This is a genomic window from Parerythrobacter lacustris (genome assembly GCF_024626475.1).
In the GTDB taxonomy this organism is placed as follows: Bacteria; Pseudomonadota; Alphaproteobacteria; order Sphingomonadales; family Sphingomonadaceae; genus Parerythrobacter_A; species Parerythrobacter_A lacustris.
Genome location: NZ_JANKHH010000007.1, coordinates 364,508 through 381,887 on the forward strand (window position 1 = coordinate 364,508; position 17,380 = coordinate 381,887).

The window sequence follows — 17,380 nt, forward strand, 5'->3', positions numbered from 1 at the left end:
GATCCCGGATCAGGTCCGGGATGACGGATGGAGTTGGTTGGGCCATAGAGACAACGCCATGATCTACCTCGACTACCAGGCCACCACACCGCTCGCGCCCGAGGCGCGGGAGGCGATGCTGCGCTGGCTTGGCGGGCCGGAGGGCGACAATTTCGGAAATCCGCACAGCCCGCACCGGATGGGCCGGATGGCCGCCGCAGCGGTCGAGGTGGCGCGCGAGCAGGTTGCTGCGCTGTTCCCGAGCGGGGGACGGGTGATCTTCACCAGCGGCGCGACCGAGGCGATCAATCTTGCAATCAAGGGCTGCGTCGCGCTGCGTGCGGGCGAGCGCGTCGCCTTCAGCGCGATCGAGCATGCGGCCGTGATCGACAGCTGCAAGGCGGTGGGCAACTGGGCGGAATTGCCGGTCGACCGCGAGGGGCTGGTCGACCTGTCGCAGCCGTTCCCCGCGCGCATCGGGCTGATGGCGGTGATGCAGGTCAACAACGAGAGCGGCACGATCCAGCGGTGGGACGACCTCGTCCCGCTGGCCCGGGCGGAAGGCGCGCTGGTGTTGTGCGATGCGGTGCAGGCGGCCGGCCGCATGCCGCTGTTCGAAGCCGACATGATCGCGGTCAGCGCGCACAAGCTGCACGGTCCCAAAGGCATCGGCGCGCTGTGGCTGCGCGACGGGGTCAAACTCGTCCCGCAGTCGGATGGCGGCGGGCAGGAACAGGGCCTGCGCTCGGGCACGCTCAGCCCCGCGCTGTGTGCCGGGTTCGGCGCGGCGGCGGCGCTGGCGGTAAGCCGGATGAAAGAGGATGCCGCGCATGTCGAGACGCTATGGACCCGCGCGCGCGACCTGTTCGCCGGGTGGACGCTCAACGGCAGCGCGGAGGAGCGCTGGCACGGCAATCTCAACATGCGGCGGGACGGCCTCGACGTCGCCCGCCTGATGAGCGATTGCCGCGACGTCATGTTCAGCGCGGGCAGTGCATGCGCCAGCGGGTCGGGCCGCCCGAGCCATGTGCTGCGGGCGATCGGCCTCTCCGACCGCGAGGCGAAAAGCTCTATCCGCCTGGGTTTCGGGCGCTACACCACGCTGGAAGAGATCGAACAGGCGGCGCGTGCGATCAACGCCGCAGCGGAGGCACAGGGCCTGTGAGCATCGGGATTGTGAGCATCGGGATTACCTTCGTCACCGAGAAGGGCGAGCGGGTCGCCGCGACGGGCGAGCCGGGCATCCCGCTGCTCGAGGTCGCGCAGGCCGCCGGGATGCCGCTCGAGGGGACCTGCGAGGGCCAGATGGCGTGCTCGACCTGCCATGTGATCGTCGCGCCCGAATGGTTCGCCCGCCTGCCCGAACCGAGCGAGGAAGAGGAAGACATGCTCGACCTCGCCGCCGGCGTCCAGCGCCACAGCCGCCTCAGCTGCCAGATCGTGCTGACGCCGGAACTGGACGGCATCGAAGTCCGCATCCCGTCCGAGAGCAGGGATATGAGCGGGTTTTAGCCAACTGATTTACGCAGGAACCTCGTCGATCCGCTCGCCGATGCCGCGCGCCAGACGACTGCCCGGACGACCCAGCTTGCGCCAGCCGATCACCGCCAACCATGCCAGCAGGGCAAGCGGACCCAGCACCGTCACCAGCCGGATAAGGGCTGCCAGCAGGTAGCCGAGTGTGCTGCCCGCCGAGCTGAACGCCTCACCAACCGGGGCGGAGAAGCCGCCGACTTCCGGGGCGACTTCGCCCGCCGAATAATCGATCCGCACTTGCGCGAATTCGACACGCCCGCGCATTTCGCTGAGCCAGCTCTGCGCGCGGTCGATCTCCTCGTTGACCTGCGCCACGCCGCGCTCCGCCTCGATCAATTCGGTCACCGTTCCGCGCCGGTTCTCGAGCACGTCCATCAGCCGGTCGCGCAGCAGGGTCCGCGCGCGCAGGCGGGCCTGGGTATCGACGATATTCTTCGACAGGTCCTCCCCGTCGATCGAGGATGAAACCAGTTCGGCCTCCGCCCCCTCGGCGCTCGACGTCAGATCCTTCCCAAAGGCGCGCGCAACGGGGCTGGCGACCGCCAGCTGCAGGCTCCCGGTGGCGTATCCGCCTTGCCCGTCGGACTGCTCCATCGCGATGATGCGGCAGACGTTCGAGCCGCGAGCCTCGCACATGTCGGCGTGGCGTTCCTGCAGGCTCTTGATCGCGTTGCCCGGCAGGCGGAACCCATAGCCGAAGCGATAGGCGATCTTCGGACCCGAATTTGCATCGAAGCTGCCGTTGCCGGTCTTGAGTTCCTCGATTGCTTCGCTCACCGCGCCGACTTGCGACATGTCGGGGTCCTGATTGTCGGGCATGAGCATCGGGGCGGCAGCATTGCGGGGCGACGGTTCGCGCGAGACTTCGTAATCTGGTGCAATGTATGCAGACGAGGCGGTAGCGGGGTCTTCTACGCTCGCCGAAGTGAGCTTCTCGGTTACGTTCCTCGCCTCATCCGGCCGGAACGCTTCCGACAGGGCGAAACCCAGCAATCCAAGCGTGACGACGCAACTGGCAGCAAGAGCCTTGTAGTTCATGGCCTTCTCCTCCGTTTCCCAAGCCATGCCTACCAGCAATCATGTAATGTAACAACATCACATGATTGCTGGTGTCCCGCAGTTGCGCAAGTGGGGGCGAAGGGGTGCCATCGGGGGAGACAACGAGTGGGGCACCCCTTCGCGGGTCGCCGCCGGAGGAGGGGGCGGCGACCAGTCGGGTCAGGCTTCGGCCGGGGCCGGTTCCGGCCGGCGGTTCATCCGGCGGTTGATCGCGCGGCCGCCGAAGACCACGCCGGCGATCGGCATCAGCACTGCGGCGAGCAGGATCAGCGCCGCGATCACCACGCCCAGCACCGAGCCGAGCGAGCCGAGCGCGCCCTTGATCGGGGCGAGGAAGTCGCTCGCCACCGGGGTGCTCGATTCGTAGCTGATGTCGAGCCGGGTGAAGGCGACGCGGGTCTTCATTTCGCTGACCCACGCGCGCGCCTGATCGATCTCTTCATTGACCTGCGCGACGCTGCGTTCGGCTTCTACCAGTTCCGCGACGGTCCCCTTGCGGGTGCGCAGTACCTCGAGCAGCCGGTCGCGCAGCACCGTGCGCGCCTCGACCCGCGCTTCGGTGTCGACGATCTGCTTGGACAGGTCCTCGCCGGAGATCGAATGCGTCGTCTGCTCGGCTTCGAGCATCTCGGCCTCGCTGCCGAGCAGATTGCCGAAGGCGCGCGCCTTGTCCGACGCGACCGCGAGCTGCAGCGTGCCGCTGGCATAGTCGCCGCCTTCGCCCGAGTGGTCCATCCCGATGATGCGGCAGGAATAGGGGCCCTGCTGTTCGCACAGGTCGGCATGTTCCTGCTGCAGCTTGGCGATGTTCTCGCCCGGCAGGCTGAAGCCGTAATTGTAGACATAGGCGATCTTGGGCAGCGACAGGGGGATGTCGGCCTTGGGGATTTGCGGGCCGACCGGATCGGCGACCTCTTCCCGCGCAACCGCGTCTTCTGCCGGAGCGGCTTCGGCCATTTCGGCGGAGCTTTGCGTGCTGTCGGCTGCCACCTCCTCGCCGGTTCCTTCAAAGCCGCTTTCGGCCGAATTGTCCGAACAGCCTGCCAGGAGGCTCGCCGCAGCAACCGCTGCCAGCAAACCCGATTTCAATCCTCTCGCCTTCATTTGCCTCATTTTGGCCTCCTTTGTGCCTTATTTTCGCCATAATCATGACGCGGCGGCCACATTCGTCAAGCGGGAAATGCAAAAGGCCCCGCCGCATCGCTGCGGCAGGGCCTTCAACTATCTGTTTTCAGGCGATAATCAGGCCGCTTGGCGGACCTTCCCGCCGAGCTTTGCGATCAGCGCTTCGGAGAAGGCAGGGATGTCGTCGGGGTTGCGACTCGTGATCAGATTGCCGTCTTCGGCCACTTCGCGGTCGACCACATTGGCGCCCGCGTTGCCCAGATCGGTGCGGATCGACGGCCAGGCGGTGACGGTTTTGCCTTCCACGATGCCCGCTTCGGCCAGCAGCCACGGGGCATGGCAGATCGCCGCGATCGGTTTGCCAGCCGCGTCGAATTCGCGGACGATTTCGATCGCGCGCTCGTTCATCCTCAGGATATCGGGGTTCATCTGACCGCCGGGCAGCAGCAGCGCGTCGTAATCGCCCGCCGAGACCTCGTCCACGGTCAGGTCGACCTTGACGCTGTCGCCCCAGTCCTTGTCCTTCCAGCCCTTGATCTCGCCTTCGTCGAGGCTGGCGACGACGGTTTCGAATCCGGCTTTTTCGAGATTGGCCTTGGGGTCCATCAGTTCGGATTGTTCGAAACCGTCGGTGGCCATGATGAGGACGCGCGTCATAGTGTATCTCCTGTGAGGGGATTGGTGTTGGGGTGTGCCGGTTGAATGCGTGGGGATAGGCGTAGGTTCCGCCCTTCTAGCCGGGCCGGGGCGGTGATAGGGCGAGCCGCATGGCCGCCAACGACACCACCCTCGACAGCGAGAAAGACCCGTTCGACGCGATCGTCGATGCCCCCTTCGATAGCGCGCTGTCGGAGCGCTATCTGGTCTATGCTCTGTCGACCATCACCGCGCGCTCGCTTCCCGACCTGCGCGACGGGCTGAAGCCGGTCCACCGCCGCCTGCTGTGGACCATGCGGCAATTGAAGCTCGACCCGACCAATGCGTTCAAGAAAAGCGCGCGCGTGGTCGGCGAGGTGATCGGCAAGTACCACCCGCATGGCGATGCCGCCGCCTACGACGCGATGGTCCGCCTCGCGCAGGATTTCGCGCTGCGCTATCCGCTGGTCGAGGGGCAGGGCAACTTCGGCAATATCGACGGCGATAACGCTGCCGCCTATCGCTACACCGAGGCGCGGCTGACCCGCACCGCGATGAATCTGATGGCCGGGCTCGACGATGGCACGGTCGATTTCATCCCGACCTACAATGGCGAGGAACAGGAACCCGAGCTGATGCCCGGGCTGTTCCCCAACCTGCTGGCCAATGGCGCAAGCGGGATCGCGGTCGGCATGGCGACCAATATCCCGAGCCACAACGTCCACGAGATCATCGACGCGACGCTGGAACTGATCGACAACCCGCATGTCGAACATGCGCGGCTGATGGAAATCTTCAAGGGACCGGACCTGCCGACCGGCGGGCTGATCGTCGACAGCCCCGAAGCGATCTCCAGCGCCTACGCCAGCGGTCGCGGCAGCTTCCGCATCCGCGGGCGCTTCCATGCGGCAGAAGCGGGGTCCGAGGCCGACCGCGAGGCCGGGATCGAGCGGCTCGGCGGAGGGCAATGGCAGCTGGTGATCAGCGAGATTCCCTACCAGGTGCAGAAGGGCAAGCTGATCGAGCAGATCGCCCAGCTGATCGCCGACCGCAAGCTGCCGATCCTCGAGGACGTGCGCGACGAGAGCGACGAGAAGATCCGCCTGGTGCTGGTGCCCAAGAGCCGCAATGTCGATCCCGAACTGCTCAAGGAATCGCTCTACAAGCTGACCGACCTGGAGGTGCGTTTCGGGCTCAACCTCAATGTGCTCGACCATACGCGCACGCCGATGGTGATGGGCTTGAAGGAGCTGCTGACCCACTGGACCGCGAGCCAGATCGACATCCTCCAGCGGCGCGCCCGGCACCGACTCGAGCAGATTGCGCGGCGGCTGGAGCTGGTGGAGGGCTATATCGTCGCCTTCCTCAACCTCGACCGGGTGATCGCCATCATCCGCTACGAGGACGATCCCAAGGCGGTGATGATGGAGGAATTTTCCCTCACCGACCGGCAAGCCGAGGCGATCCTCAACATGCGGCTGCGCAGCTTGCGCAAGCTGGAGGAAATGGAGCTGCGGCGCGAGAAGGACGAACTGCTGAAAGAGCAGGACGAGCTCGACAAGCTGCTCGCCTCGCCCGCCCGCCAGCGCACGCGGTTGAAGCGCGATCTGGCCAATCTGCGCAAGGAATATGCCGAGGATACCGCGCTGGGTGCCCGCCGTACGACCATCGCCGAAGCCGCCCCGACGGTGGAATTCAGTATGGACGCGATGATCGAGAAGGAACCGATCACCGTGGTGCTGAGCCAGAAGGGCTGGGTGCGCGGCGCCAAGGGCCATGTCGATCTCGCCGCCTCGGCCGACGGGATGGGCGATTTCAAATACAAGGAAGGCGACGGCCCGGCTTTTGCATTGCACGCGCAGACCACCGACAAGCTGTTGATCGCCGCCGACAACGGGCGCTTCTACACCCTCGGCGGGGACAAGCTGCCCGGCGCGCGCGGCTTCGGCGAGCCGATCCGCAATATCCTCGATATCGATGCCGACGCGGCGATCGCGGGGCTGGTGGTGCACCGGCCCAAGGCGCAGCTGCTGCTCGCCGCGACGACCGGCAAGGGCTTCGCCGCCGAAACCGACGAGATTCTCGCCGAGACGAAGAAGGGCCGGCAGGTGGTCAATCTGAAGGGCGATGCAAAGCTGCGCGTGGTGCGCGAAATCCCTTCCGGGCACGATCATGTCGCGGTGGTGGGCGACAACCGCAAGCTGATCGTGTTCAACCTGGAGGAACTGCCAATGCTCGCGCGCGGGCAGGGGGTGACGTTGCAGCGCTACCGCGACGGTGGGCTTGCCGACGCGATCACCTTCACGCTGGCGGACGGGCTGAGCTGGCAGATGGGCGGCAAGGGCGACCGGACCCGGACCGAGAGCGACATCTGGCAATGGAAGGTCGCGCGCGGCGCGGCAGGCCGGATGCCGCCGCAGGGTTTTCCGCGCGACAATCGCTTTGGGTAAGGGGCTTTAGCCCAGGTTCGCCGGTATCCGTTCGAAGCAGTAGTTCGACGGGCGCAGCCGGGTTTCGGTCATATGGACCTCGGCCATGATGTCATGCGCCGGCCGCTTGCGGTCGCGCGCATTCGGTTCGCGCTGGCGCGGTTTGAAGCAGCCCGCCGCAGGGAATGTCTCGCGCCGGTAGCGCCGCGCGGCGAACAGCAGCCGACGCCGGTTCTCGACGAATTCCCTCGGGTAGAGGTCCTCCCCCAGCACCAGTTCGGTCGAGAGGAACACGAGGTAGATCACCCGCCGCAGGCTGTTGCCCTCCATCGGTTCGGAGCTGTGCGCGGTCATCATGTCGTGGATGATCACGTCGCCCGCCTTCGCCGGGACCTCGACCGCCGGCATCCGGGCGAGCTGGTCGATCGGTTCGCTGCGCAGGTGGCTGCCGGGAACGAAACGCAGCGCACCTTCGCCCGCGTCCGCATCGTCGAGATAGAGCCCCATGGAGAGGGCAGGCGCGCTGCGCCCATGCACCATGTCCTGATGCCACAGCACCGGCGTGGCATCGCCGCGGTGCTTGATCACGGCGAATTCCTGCACGCTGAACAGATTGTCGCCGCAGATCGCCGAGGCGACGTTCATGATCTCCGGCACGGCGAGCAGTTCGAGCACCGCCGGATCGCCCCAGCTGAGCAGCTGGTCGATATTGGTCACCACCTTGCCGTCCGGCGCATCGGCGATCGCCTTGCCGGGCACGGTGTCGGCGACCAGCATCGGCTCGAAGAACTTGCGCAAGCGTTCGAGCACCGGCGGCGGGATCAGCCCAGGCAGGCGGCAAAAGCCCAAAGTATCGTATTCGCGGCGTTGTTCGGCGCTCAACACAGGCTCAATTCCCACGTGCCAATTCCTCATCGAGCATGGCTTCGACCCGCGTGCGATCGGGAAAGCCCTCTTCCACCCAGCGCGCTTCGACCGCGCGCAGCATCCGCGCGACCTGTGGGCCCGCTTCGACCCCTCGGGCAACGATCTCGCCGCCCTTGAGCGGCAATTCGGGCACCTGCCACCCCGCGAGTGGAGAGGTCTCAGCCCCGGCCAGCAGCAGCCGATCGAAGGCGCAGGCCATGCCCTCGCGATAGGCCAGCCCATGCGGGGCTGCGGCATCCGAGGGCTTGCGCTCGGCGGCGCAGACCAGCCGGTCGCGCTGGGCGCGCGAAAGGCGCAGGCGGGCAGCCACTGTCTCGACCACAGGCGGCAAGGCGGGAAGCAGCGCAGCGAGGCGGCGAACCGGGTCGGGTGCGATGCCTTCGCGTGCCTCGGCTGCGACCAGCCTTTCCAGTTCGCCGATTTCGTGTGCACCGGCCTCCGGCAACACCACCGGCAGCACGCCCAGCGCGCGCATCCGCGCCACTGTGGGCGCGGGGTCGGGCAGCGTGAGGAGATTGAGCAGTTCCATCGCCACCCGCTCGCGGCTCAGGCCCTTGAGCGTATCGGCCAGTTCGCTGCACGCGGCCTCCGCAGCGGTATCCAGCTCCGCCCCGAACCGCGCCTGAAAGCGAAAATAGCGGAGAATGCGTAGGTGGTCCTCGCGAATTCTTTCATGAGGATTGCCGATAAAGCGAACACGGCGGGATGAAAGGTCCCTCAGCCCGCCGAAATAGTCCGAGACGGCGAGCGTTTCGGAATGCGCGTAGAGCGCATTGATCGTAAAATCCCGCCGCGCGGCGTCCTCTTCCCAATCCCCGGAAAAGGCAATCGTCGCGCGGCGGCCATCGGTCGCGACATCCTTGCGCAGCGTGGTCACCTCGACCGGGCCGCCCGGCAGAATTGCGGTGACGGTGCCGTGCTCGATCCCGGTTGGGACGGTGCGGATGCCCTTGGCCGTGCAGAGTTCGATCACCCGTTCGGGCAGATGGGTTGTCGCCGCGTCGACATCCTTCACCGGCATGCCGAGCAGCGTATCGCGCACCGCGCCGCCGACCCAGCGCATATATACCGCCCCGAGCGCGGCGACCAGTTGCGCAAGGTCCTCGCGCTGCGTCCAGGGTGCGGGGGGCAATCTCTCTTCCATCGCGCGCTGATACTCGCTCGCGTCAGTCGAGCCAAGCAAGCCGGCGCGAGAGGTTGGCGATGATCGCCGCGGTCACCCCCCAGATGCGGAAGCCGCCGTGGTGCAGCTCGAGATACTGCCGCATCGCGCCGTTCCAGAACACCTCGTGCTCGGTCCAGTTCTCGCGCCGCAGCAGCAGGTCGAGCGGGGCCTCGAACCACGCCTCGACCTCGCGCGGGTTGGGGGTGAGGTCGAGATCGGGCGGGATCACGCCGAGCACCGGGGTGATGTCGAACCCGGTGCCGGTCTGGTAGCGATCGGTGGTGCCGACCAGCCGCACATGGCTGCGGTCGAGCGCGAGCTCTTCCTCCGCCTCGCGCAGCGCGGCCGCCACCGCATCCTCGCCCGGGTCGAGCTTGCCGCCGGGGAAGGCGACCTGGCCCGGGTGGTCACGCAGCGAATCGGGGCGTTTGGTGAGGATGATGCCCGGTTCCTCGCGGTCGGTGACGGCGATCAGCACTGCCGCATCGGCGGTGCGTGCCGCATCGGCAAAGCGCGCGTCGCTCATCAGGTCGGGGATGTCCTGCGCGTGCCCGTCCTCGAACAGCCGCTGCAACCGGTCGAACAATGCACTCATGCGGGCAGCAGCGAGAAGGTTTCGCCGAGGCTCGAAACCGTCCAGTCGTCGCCCTGCGCCAGCGCGATTTCTGCCAGCTGGGCATAGGTGCTGCGATTGAGCCGCGCCTCGCACCCGCGCCGCACCCACAGGTACAGTGCAGGGGTCTCGGCATCGCCCGCCGCGCGCAAAGGGTTGTCCGGCCCGGCGATAACCAGCTCGTCGGTGTTGAGACGAAAGGCGAGGCCATCGTCGCGCTGGGCGACATCGGTGGCGATAAAAGCGGCGTCCTCGACCTCGATGCTGAGCTTCTCGAACGGGGTGACCAGCCAGTGCTGCCCGCCTTCGTCGCGCATCAGCAGGCCGGAGAAAGCGCGCACCATCGCGGTGCGGGTGATCGGGCTGCCCTGGTGGAGCCAGGTCCCGTCTGCCGCGATCGACATTTCGCTGTCGCCGCTGCGCTCGGGCGCCCATTGCTCGACCGGGGGCAGCTTGCGGGCGGCGACCTGCTCGGCCACTTCGGCCAGAGTCAGCTCGGCCAGTTCGGGGGGCGGTTGATAGGGCATTGAGGGGAACGTTGGCAGAATGTCGTGCCGACCTCAACCGCCGGTGGCCCACCCCGTTGCAGCTAGGCTCACTTCGCTCGCCAAGCTTCACTGCCCCTCCCTTGAGGGAGGGGTGGCGAGACTTGCTGAGCCGAAGGTGAAGCTAGTCGCAGCGGGGTGGGGTCCCAACGCCGCCTAGTTGTACCACGGCCCCAGCATGCCTTCTGCCGGCAGCACCGCCGGATTGGCGCAGCGGACCAGCAGCCGCTCGCGCTCGAACGGGCCGGGGCAGTGCCAGCCTTGCGTCGGTGCAGCAGTGAAGCCCCAGCGGCCGTAATAGGGCGCATCGCCGATCATCACTTGCGGCAAGGCAGGCGCGCCCTCTTTGGCAGAAGCATCGACCGCCTGCAGCGCAGCAAACATCAGCGCCTTGCCGAACCCCTCGCTCTGGCGTTCGGGCACCACCGCTACCGGCCCGACCATCAGCATCGGATGCGCGCGGCCATCGCGGTCGGTCAGCGCGATCGGCCACAACTGGATGGTGCCGACCAGATAGTCCTCATCGTCGAGCGCGGCGAAGCTCAGGCCGGGCAGCCAATCGGTGCCCTCGCGGATGCGATAGGCGGTCCGCGCGTGCCGATCCGCCCCGAAGGCGTAGTCGAGCAACTGCTCGATCAGTGCGGGATCGATCGCGGATAGGGGAACAAGGCTCGCCATGGCGCGCGCCGATAGGGACGGGGAGGGGGCGTGTCGACGAATTTCGGCTTGCGGCGACCTGCCTCTCTACTTCTTCGGGGCCAACCTCAGCAGCCGCCCGCCTTCGCCGTCTTCGAGCACATAGAGCGCGCCGTCGGGCCCTTCGAGCACTTCGCGCAGGCGCTTGCCGAAGGGATAGCGCGCCGCTTCGGTCGCTGCGGTGCCTTCGAAACTCACCCGCACCAGGGCCTCGGCATCGAGACCCGCGATAATCGCATCGCCCTTCCAGTCGCCGAACAGCTTGCCGGTAATGAAGGTGAAATCGCCCGGCGCGATCACCGGGGTCCAGCCGATCGCCGCGGCGGCGAACTCGGGCCGCGTGGCGTGATCGGGAATATTCTCGCCGCTGTAATGGTCGCCGTCGGACACCACCGGCCAGCCGTAGTTCTTGCCCTGCTGCACGAGGTTGAGCTCGTCGCCGCCCTTGGGGCCGTGCTCGAGATCCCACAGCCGCCCTTCACCATCGAACTGCAGGCCGAGTATGTTGCGGTGCCCCAGCGAGTAGCGCTCCGCCGGGCCGGTCGGCTTGCCGCTGGCATCGATCGGGATGCGGATCACCTTGCCCAGATCGCTGTTCGGGTCCTGCGCGGGCTGCATTTTCTGCCGGTCGCCGCTGGCGATGAACAGGTACTTGCCGTCGGGCGCGAAGGCGAAACGGTGCGAATAGTGCCCGCGCCCGGTGACCTTGGGGTTCTGCCGCCAGATCACCTCCAGCCCCTCGATGGTGCAGGCGGCGGTCTCTTCGCACACCAGCGTGCCCCGGCCTACCGCCGCGCCGCGGGTGTCGTTCTCGCCGGCTTCCGCCCAGCTGAGATAGATGGTGCGAGGGCCAAGCACCTCGCCCGCTTCTGACGGAAGGAAGGCGATGTCGCCCAGGCCGCCCTGGCCGCCATAGTCGACCTCGGGCACGCCGCGCACTTCGCCGCGTTCGCCGCTGGCGACATCGTAGAACTTCACCGCGCCCGATTTTTCGGTCAGGAACAGCACCTCCGTCCCGGGCGCGAAGGCGGCCGCCCAGGGCTCGTTGTAGGCCCCGTGCTCGGTGATCGCGAAGGGATCGGACACGCCGGGTTCAACGCCGCTGTCCCCCGTCTGCGCATAGCTGCAGCTTGCGAGTGCGAGAGCCAGGGGGGATAGGGTGAGGGCCAGCTTGGGCGAGAGGCGGGAATCTGCGATGTTGTTCATGACCTACGGAACACCCGAAAACGCGAACGGTTTCAAGCCCTGTGTTTTCGGGGTCGACGAGGCGGGGCGCGGGCCGCTGGCAGGGCCGGTGGTGGCAGCGGCGGTGGTGCTGTGCGATCCTTGCCCGCAGGGCCTCGACGATTCCAAGAAACTCACCGCTGCGCGCCGGGCGAAGCTCGATCTCGAGATCCGGCAGTGCTGCGGCTGGGCGGTCGGCGTGGTCGAGGCGGAGGAGATCGACCGGATCAATATCTTTGCCGCGACGATGCTGGCGATGACCCGCGCGGTCGCGGGGCTGGCGCAGGCGCTGGGCGAGGCGCCCGACAACGTACTGATCGACGGCAATGCCACGCCCCACGGGCGGGTCGCGGAATGGTGCTGGCCGGCGCGGGCGATCATCGGCGGGGATGCGCTGGAGCCGGCGATCTCCGCCGCTAGCATCGTCGCCAAGGAATGGCGCGACCGGATCATGCTGGAGGCTGCGCGGGCGCACCCGCATTACGGCTGGGACCGCAACAAGGGCTATGGCACGCGCGAGCATATGGAGGCGCTGCGTATGCACGGGCCGACCCCGCTGCACCGCAAGACTTTCGCGCCGGTTTCGCAGATGTCGCTTGTATGATCGTGCTGGTTGCGAGCTGAGCGTACATGCGTTTGAGAACCAAAATCGCTCTCGGCTTCACCCTTCTGTTTGTGATTGCACTCACGTTGCTGCTGTTTGCGGCCATCAACAATCGCGAGGTATGTGGCCAAGAGGCGCAGAACGCTGATTGCGAATTTTTCACTCCATTGGACGTGCCGATTACAAATCCCAGGCGACCATAGCCCGCACAGATCAGCTATTATTCGCGCTTCGCGATCGAACCGAGTCCTTCGCGCCACACCCCATCATATCGAGTCCGGCAAAGAGACTTGGACTCAATATCTTGTGGGGGACTCTTTATGTTCTCTCATGCTTAGCAGCCCGTTAACCATAAGCTGCGACAACTCCGTTCTTGACGTGGAGTCCGGTTGGACTCACCCTGTGGATAACTGACAGAGGGGTTCATACGGATGGGGGTCATCGAGACCACGAAGGCGCGTGCGCCGTTTTCTTCGGGCGGGCGCATCGCAAAGCCTGCGCCGGTCGCACTCGCGGACCTGCCCCTGGGGCAGATCATCCCCGGCGATTGCGTCGCGGCGATGCGGCACATTCCCGATGCCTCGATCGATCTCGTCTTCGCCGATCCGCCCTACAACCTCCAGCTCGGTGGCGATCTCAGCCGGCCCGACGGCAGCCATGTCGATGCGGTGACCGACCACTGGGACCAGTTCGACAGCTTCAAGATCTATGACGATTTCACGCGTGACTGGCTGATCGAGGCGAAGCGCATCCTCAAGCCCGACGGCGCGCTGTGGGTGATCGGCAGTTACCACAACATCTACCGCGTCGGCGCGATCCTGCAGGATCTGGGCTTCTGGATCCTCAATGATATCGTGTGGCGCAAGACCAATCCGATGCCCAATTTCAAGGGGACCCGCTTCACCAATGCGCATGAAACGCTGCTGTGGTGCAGCCAGGGGGAGAAGGCGAAATACCACTTCAACTACCGCGCGATGAAGACGCTCAACGATGAATTGCAGATGCGCAGCGACTGGGTGCTGCCGATCTGCAACGGCGCGGAACGGCTGAAGGAGGGCGGGCACAAGGTCCACCCGACGCAGAAGCCCGAAAGCCTGCTCTACCGCGTGCTGCTCTCGACCACCGAGCCGGGCGACGTGGTGCTCGACCCGTTTTTCGGCACCGGCACCACCGGCGCAGTCGCCAAACGCCTCGGCCGCCACTGGATCGGCTGCGAGCGCGAGAACGTCTACCGCGATGCGGCGCTCAAGCGGATCGAAAAGGAACTGCCGCTCGACGAAAGCGCGCTCACCACGATGCAGGCCGGCCGCGCCGCGCCCAAGGTGGCCTTCGGCGCGCTGGTCGAGGCCGGGCTGGTGCCGCCAGGAACGCAGCTGTTCGACAAGAAACGCCGTTGGGTGGCGACGGTGCGGGCGGACGGGTCGCTGGCTTACGAGAAGCAGACCGGTTCGATCCACGGGTTGGGCAAGGAGCTGCAAGGAGCGCCGAGCTGCAACGGCTGGAGCTTCTGGCACTACGAGGTGGCTGGCCCGTGTGGAATGGAAGTGAAACCGATCGACGCGGCGCGGCAGGTGTATCTGCTCAGCGTGGAGGATTGAGGGGGCTTCCGCTTCGTCTCTCACTCCGTCACCCCGGACTTGATCCGGGGTCCCGCTTCTTGGGCGGGGTAGCAACTGGCTTCGAAGAGCAGCGGGACCCCGGCTCGGGGGCCGGGGTGACGGGTTGAGGAGTCTTGGAGGATTGAGGGTGAATGGCGTTTTGACTAGCGTATCTGAATGCCCACTTTTCGAGAAGATCAGATTGTTTCATTGGTTGAAAAATCGCTGACCGTGATGGATAGGCGAGCGACGCTGACGGAACGTATTCTATCGCATACTTTTAGAACCGAGACTGCGACAGAATTCGCCACTCACGGAATTGCAAGGCGAGTCGCCGATATCGCTTATTCAATCGGACGGGTGTTCGAGACTCTTCCACCTGATTTAGATGACATACCTACTTCCGAACAGCGGTCAGAAGCCACTGCTCATATTCAAGCCGTTTCGTTCAATACGTATGGCTGCATGGACAACTTGGCACGGGTTTGGGTTTCAGAATACGAAGTGCGACGTCCAAACGGTCGCGAATTGGCTGCAAGTGAAGTTGGCCTCGCGCCGAAATGTGCAATTGTCAGGGCTTCTCTACCGCAAAATTTACAAGAACAGTTGCAAGACATGGATCGGTGGTTCGCCCATCTCGAGGAAGTGCGTCACACCACTGCACATCGGATACCGCTTTATATTCCCCCCTTTATGATCGATCCTGAAAATGCGGCTCAATACAAAGATCTCAATGAGCAGGCGTATAATGCACTTAGTGAGAATAGATTGGACGATTATCATGCTTTGATTGGAGCAAGAGATGGTTTGCGGTTTTTCCGACCGATGATAGCGACTTCGGTCAATCAGGGTGCCAATGCGCTCTTCCATCCTCAGCTGTTGGCAGATTTTGCTACAGTCGAACTCTGGATCGGTCATATCCTCGACAACCTTCCCGCAGCGGATCGGCGCGAATAGTTTGCGCCCTAGCCCTTCACGTCACCCCGGGCTTGACCCAGGGTCCCGCTTCTAAGCGGAGCAGCACCAAGGCCCAAAAAAGCAGCGGGACTCCGGCTCGGGGGCCGGGGTGACTGGGTTGGGGAGGGAGTTGAGGCGCCGGTCGGCGAGTCGGAACGGAAGCAGGCTAAAGCAGCGTCTCGAACAAATCGTCCCACTCCGGATTCGCATTCTCGATCAGTTCGATCTTCCACTGCCGCCGCCAGCGTTTGAGGCGCTTCTCATGCGCGATCGCTTCATCGATGGTGCCGCAGCGGTCGGCCCAGACGAGGCGGGTCAGGCCATAGCGTTTGCAGAAGTCCGATCCGCCGCCGTCGCGGTGTTGTGTCACACGCGCCGCGAGGTCGGATGTCACTCCTACGTAAAGCGTGCCGCGATATCGGTCCGCCATGAGGTACACCCAACCGCCGAGGGTTTCGCGATCCATCGGGCGAGGCAACAGGAAGCGGGACCCCGGGTCAAGCCCGGGGCGACGGTTGGGTGAGGATTTGCCACAATTCGTCATCCCGGCCTCCGAGCCGGGTTCCCGCTTCCTGGGCGCAGCTCTCGAAATGGAGCGGGACCCAAGCACAGGGCTGGGGTGACGAGGAAGCACTAGGGAGAATCTTCCCCTCTCCCGTCATTGCGAGGAGCCGCAGGCGACGTGGCAATCCAGGATGCGTCGCCCGCCGCTCTGGATTGCCGCGCGACTTTGTCGCTCGCAATGACGGGAAAGGGATTTCATGCGCGCTGTCCTACAACGTGCGAACGCGCTAGGTTCGCGTGATGGCCGGACGTTTCGCCTTCTCCGTTTCGCACGATTCACTTCGTTCCTGTTCCGCATCAGAGCAGCGCAACTTGCGCGCAGTGTGGCGTCGCCGGCGTCAAGCTGGCAGTGTCGGCGATCTGCCGGGAGGCAGGCAAACGGAAGGTGACACTACGCGCCGCAATATGGCTACCATGGTCCTGATATTCAGTAGGAAACGATCCGTGAAGAGTTTCGCAAAACGGGGGTTTCCGGGTTCCACTTCCCGACCCTCTGGATCGCGCAAAGGGCGCAAACTTTGTCTACTTCCGTCAAGCCCGCGCCAATCGCGATCACAGTGTCAACCCTGTCAACACCCCGCCAGGAACGCCGCATGAGCGAGCAGGTCTACATCCGCCCCGTCGGCACCACTCCCGCGCCGCAGGCCGAGCATGGCGATGCGGTGCGGCTGGCGGGTGGGATGGTCTATGCGCATCGCTTTGCGGTGATCCTGCGGCGCAATGGTATGGTTGCGGAGCGCTGGCTCGCCTCGCCGCAAACCATTGCCGGGGTGCTGGCCGAATTGCCCGAAAGCCTCGCCGCCGAAGCGCAGGCGCAGTGGGATGCGCTGTGCCGGGTCCACCCCGCGCTCGAGCTGGGCGAGCGGACCATCCGGCTCGACCAGCCGCAGGTGGTCGGCATCCTCAACGTCACGCCCGACAGTTTCAGCGACGGCGGCAAGTTCCTCGACGACCCCGAAGCGGGGCGGGCGCATGCCTCGGCCATGCTCGAGGCCGGCGCGGCGATGGTCGATATCGGGGGGGAGAGCACCCGCCCCGGCGCGCCCGCGACGTGGGAAGGGGACGAGATCGCGCGGGTGGTCCCGGCGGTCGAGTATTGCGCCGCGATGGGCGCGGCAATCAGCGTCGACACCCGCCGCGCGGCGGTGATGCAGGCGGCGCTCGATGCCGGGGCGCATGTGGTCAACGACGTGTCTGCGCTGCGCCACGATCCGCGCAGCCGCGAGTTCGTCGCCGCGCGCGGCTGCCCGGTGGTGCTGATGCACGCGCCCGGCGACGGCGCGGACCCGCATGCCGACGGGAACTACACCAATGTTGCCTTCGACGTGTTCGACGCCCTGCGCGAGCGGCGCGACGCGGCGGTGGCGGCGGGGATCGACCCGGCGCGGATCGTGCTCGATCCGGGCGTGGGTTTCGGCAAGTCGCTGGCGGAAAACCTCGCGGTGATCAATGCGCTGCCGATGTATCACGCGCTCGGCTGCCCGCTGCTGCTGGGTGCGAGCCGCAAGCGGATGATCGGTGCGCTGAGCCACGAGGCACCGGTGGAGGACCGGCTGGGCGGCAGCATCGCGCTCGCCGTCGCGGGGATGAACGCCGGGGTGCAGCTGCTGCGGGTCCACGATGTCGCCGAAACGGTGCAGGCGCGCAACGTCTGGCGCGGCCTGCGCGACGCCGCGCTGACCGATTTTGCCGAGCTGCCAGAGGGTTGATTTCGCTCGCCGGG

Annotated in this window: 17 protein-coding genes; 7 read left to right on the forward strand and 10 right to left on the reverse strand. The window is 65.7% G+C overall.

The window, feature by feature from the left end; translation table 11 throughout:
- Positions 1 to 58 precede the first annotated feature (58 nt).
- Both NSO95_RS13660 and NSO95_RS13665 read left to right on the forward strand, forming a co-directional pair.
- A complete protein-coding gene (locus NSO95_RS13660; protein ID WP_257596862.1) occupies positions 59 to 1,144 on the forward strand; it encodes a cysteine desulfurase family protein in 1,086 nt (361 codons plus the stop codon).
- Positions 1,145 to 1,161: 17 nt separating this feature from the next.
- Positions 1,162 to 1,491 carry a 2Fe-2S iron-sulfur cluster-binding protein gene (locus NSO95_RS13665; protein WP_436278045.1) on the forward strand — a complete coding sequence of 110 codons (330 nt, stop codon included), beginning with the start codon at positions 1,162 to 1,164 and terminating at the stop codon, positions 1,489 to 1,491.
- Positions 1,492 to 1,500: 9 nt separating this feature from the next.
- Here the strand turns inward: NSO95_RS13665 and NSO95_RS13670 are convergent, their stop codons facing one another.
- From NSO95_RS13670 to NSO95_RS13680, 3 genes are all read right to left on the reverse strand, one after another.
- Positions 1,501 to 2,553 carry a DUF4349 domain-containing protein gene (locus NSO95_RS13670; protein WP_257596863.1) on the reverse strand — a complete coding sequence of 351 codons (1,053 nt, stop codon included), beginning with the start codon at positions 2,551 to 2,553 and terminating at the stop codon, positions 1,501 to 1,503.
- Positions 2,554 to 2,733: 180 nt separating this feature from the next.
- The gene (locus NSO95_RS13675) at positions 2,734 to 3,687 is read right to left on the reverse strand and encodes a DUF4349 domain-containing protein (RefSeq protein WP_257596864.1); all 954 of its coding nucleotides are present in this window, start codon (positions 3,685 to 3,687) and stop codon (positions 2,734 to 2,736) included.
- A gap of 129 nt (positions 3,688 to 3,816) precedes the next feature.
- Positions 3,817 to 4,356: a type 1 glutamine amidotransferase domain-containing protein gene (locus NSO95_RS13680; protein ID WP_257596865.1), complete on the reverse strand. Its 540-nt coding sequence runs from the start codon at positions 4,354 to 4,356 to the stop codon at positions 3,817 to 3,819.
- Between the two features lie 110 nt (positions 4,357 to 4,466).
- On the opposite strand from NSO95_RS13680, the gene parC reads away from it, so the two are divergent.
- The gene (parC, locus tag NSO95_RS13685) at positions 4,467 to 6,785 is read left to right on the forward strand and encodes a DNA topoisomerase IV subunit A (protein ID WP_257596866.1); all 2,319 of its coding nucleotides are present in this window, start codon (positions 4,467 to 4,469) and stop codon (positions 6,783 to 6,785) included.
- Positions 6,786 to 6,791: 6 nt separating this feature from the next.
- On the opposite strand, the gene NSO95_RS13690 is transcribed toward parC, so the two are convergent.
- The 6 genes from NSO95_RS13690 to NSO95_RS13715 all read right to left on the reverse strand — a co-directional run bounded on the left by NSO95_RS13690 (position 6,792) and on the right by NSO95_RS13715 (position 11,916).
- Positions 6,792 to 7,646: a phytanoyl-CoA dioxygenase family protein gene (locus tag NSO95_RS13690; protein ID WP_257596867.1), complete on the reverse strand. Its 855-nt coding sequence runs from the start codon at positions 7,644 to 7,646 to the stop codon at positions 6,792 to 6,794.
- 7 nt (positions 7,647 to 7,653) lie between these two features.
- Positions 7,654 to 8,835, reverse strand: a complete 1,182-nt coding sequence (locus NSO95_RS13695; RefSeq protein ID WP_257596868.1) for a CCA tRNA nucleotidyltransferase — start codon at positions 8,833 to 8,835, stop codon at positions 7,654 to 7,656.
- A gap of 22 nt (positions 8,836 to 8,857) precedes the next feature.
- The gene (locus NSO95_RS13700; RefSeq protein ID WP_257596869.1) at positions 8,858 to 9,451 is read right to left on the reverse strand and encodes a CoA pyrophosphatase; all 594 of its coding nucleotides are present in this window, start codon (positions 9,449 to 9,451) and stop codon (positions 8,858 to 8,860) included.
- The gene (locus NSO95_RS13705) at positions 9,448 to 9,996 is read right to left on the reverse strand and encodes a DUF1285 domain-containing protein (protein WP_257596870.1); all 549 of its coding nucleotides are present in this window, start codon (positions 9,994 to 9,996) and stop codon (positions 9,448 to 9,450) included. Before NSO95_RS13705 ends, NSO95_RS13700 begins: the two co-directional genes overlap by 4 nt.
- A gap of 174 nt (positions 9,997 to 10,170) precedes the next feature.
- On the reverse strand, positions 10,171 to 10,692 hold the full coding sequence (locus NSO95_RS13710; RefSeq protein WP_257596871.1) for a GNAT family N-acetyltransferase: 522 nt from the start codon (positions 10,690 to 10,692) through the stop codon (positions 10,171 to 10,173).
- A gap of 66 nt (positions 10,693 to 10,758) precedes the next feature.
- Positions 10,759 to 11,916, reverse strand: a complete 1,158-nt coding sequence (locus tag NSO95_RS13715; RefSeq protein ID WP_257596872.1) for a PQQ-dependent sugar dehydrogenase — start codon at positions 11,914 to 11,916, stop codon at positions 10,759 to 10,761.
- Here NSO95_RS13715 and rnhB point away from each other — a divergent pair.
- From rnhB to NSO95_RS13730, 3 genes are all read left to right on the forward strand, one after another.
- Positions 11,915 to 12,538: a ribonuclease HII gene (gene rnhB / locus NSO95_RS13720; protein ID WP_257596873.1), complete on the forward strand. Its 624-nt coding sequence runs from the start codon at positions 11,915 to 11,917 to the stop codon at positions 12,536 to 12,538. The two genes, NSO95_RS13715 and rnhB, sit on opposite strands and share 2 nt — an antisense overlap.
- A gap of 431 nt (positions 12,539 to 12,969) precedes the next feature.
- Positions 12,970 to 14,136: a site-specific DNA-methyltransferase gene (locus NSO95_RS13725; RefSeq protein WP_301332636.1), complete on the forward strand. Its 1,167-nt coding sequence runs from the start codon at positions 12,970 to 12,972 to the stop codon at positions 14,134 to 14,136.
- A 177-nt stretch (positions 14,137 to 14,313) separates the two neighbouring features.
- Entirely contained in the window at positions 14,314 to 15,093 is a 780-nt protein-coding gene (locus NSO95_RS13730; protein ID WP_257596874.1) for a hypothetical protein, read from the forward strand.
- 166 nt (positions 15,094 to 15,259) lie between these two features.
- On the opposite strand, the gene NSO95_RS13735 is transcribed toward NSO95_RS13730, so the two are convergent.
- Positions 15,260 to 15,559: a GIY-YIG nuclease family protein gene (locus NSO95_RS13735; protein WP_257596875.1), complete on the reverse strand. Its 300-nt coding sequence runs from the start codon at positions 15,557 to 15,559 to the stop codon at positions 15,260 to 15,262.
- Between the two features lie 691 nt (positions 15,560 to 16,250).
- On the opposite strand from NSO95_RS13735, the gene folP reads away from it, so the two are divergent.
- Positions 16,251 to 17,366 (forward strand): dihydropteroate synthase, encoded by a 1,116-nt coding sequence (gene folP, locus NSO95_RS13740; protein WP_257596876.1) that lies wholly within the window; start codon positions 16,251 to 16,253, stop codon positions 17,364 to 17,366.
- Positions 17,367 to 17,380 lie beyond the last annotated feature (14 nt).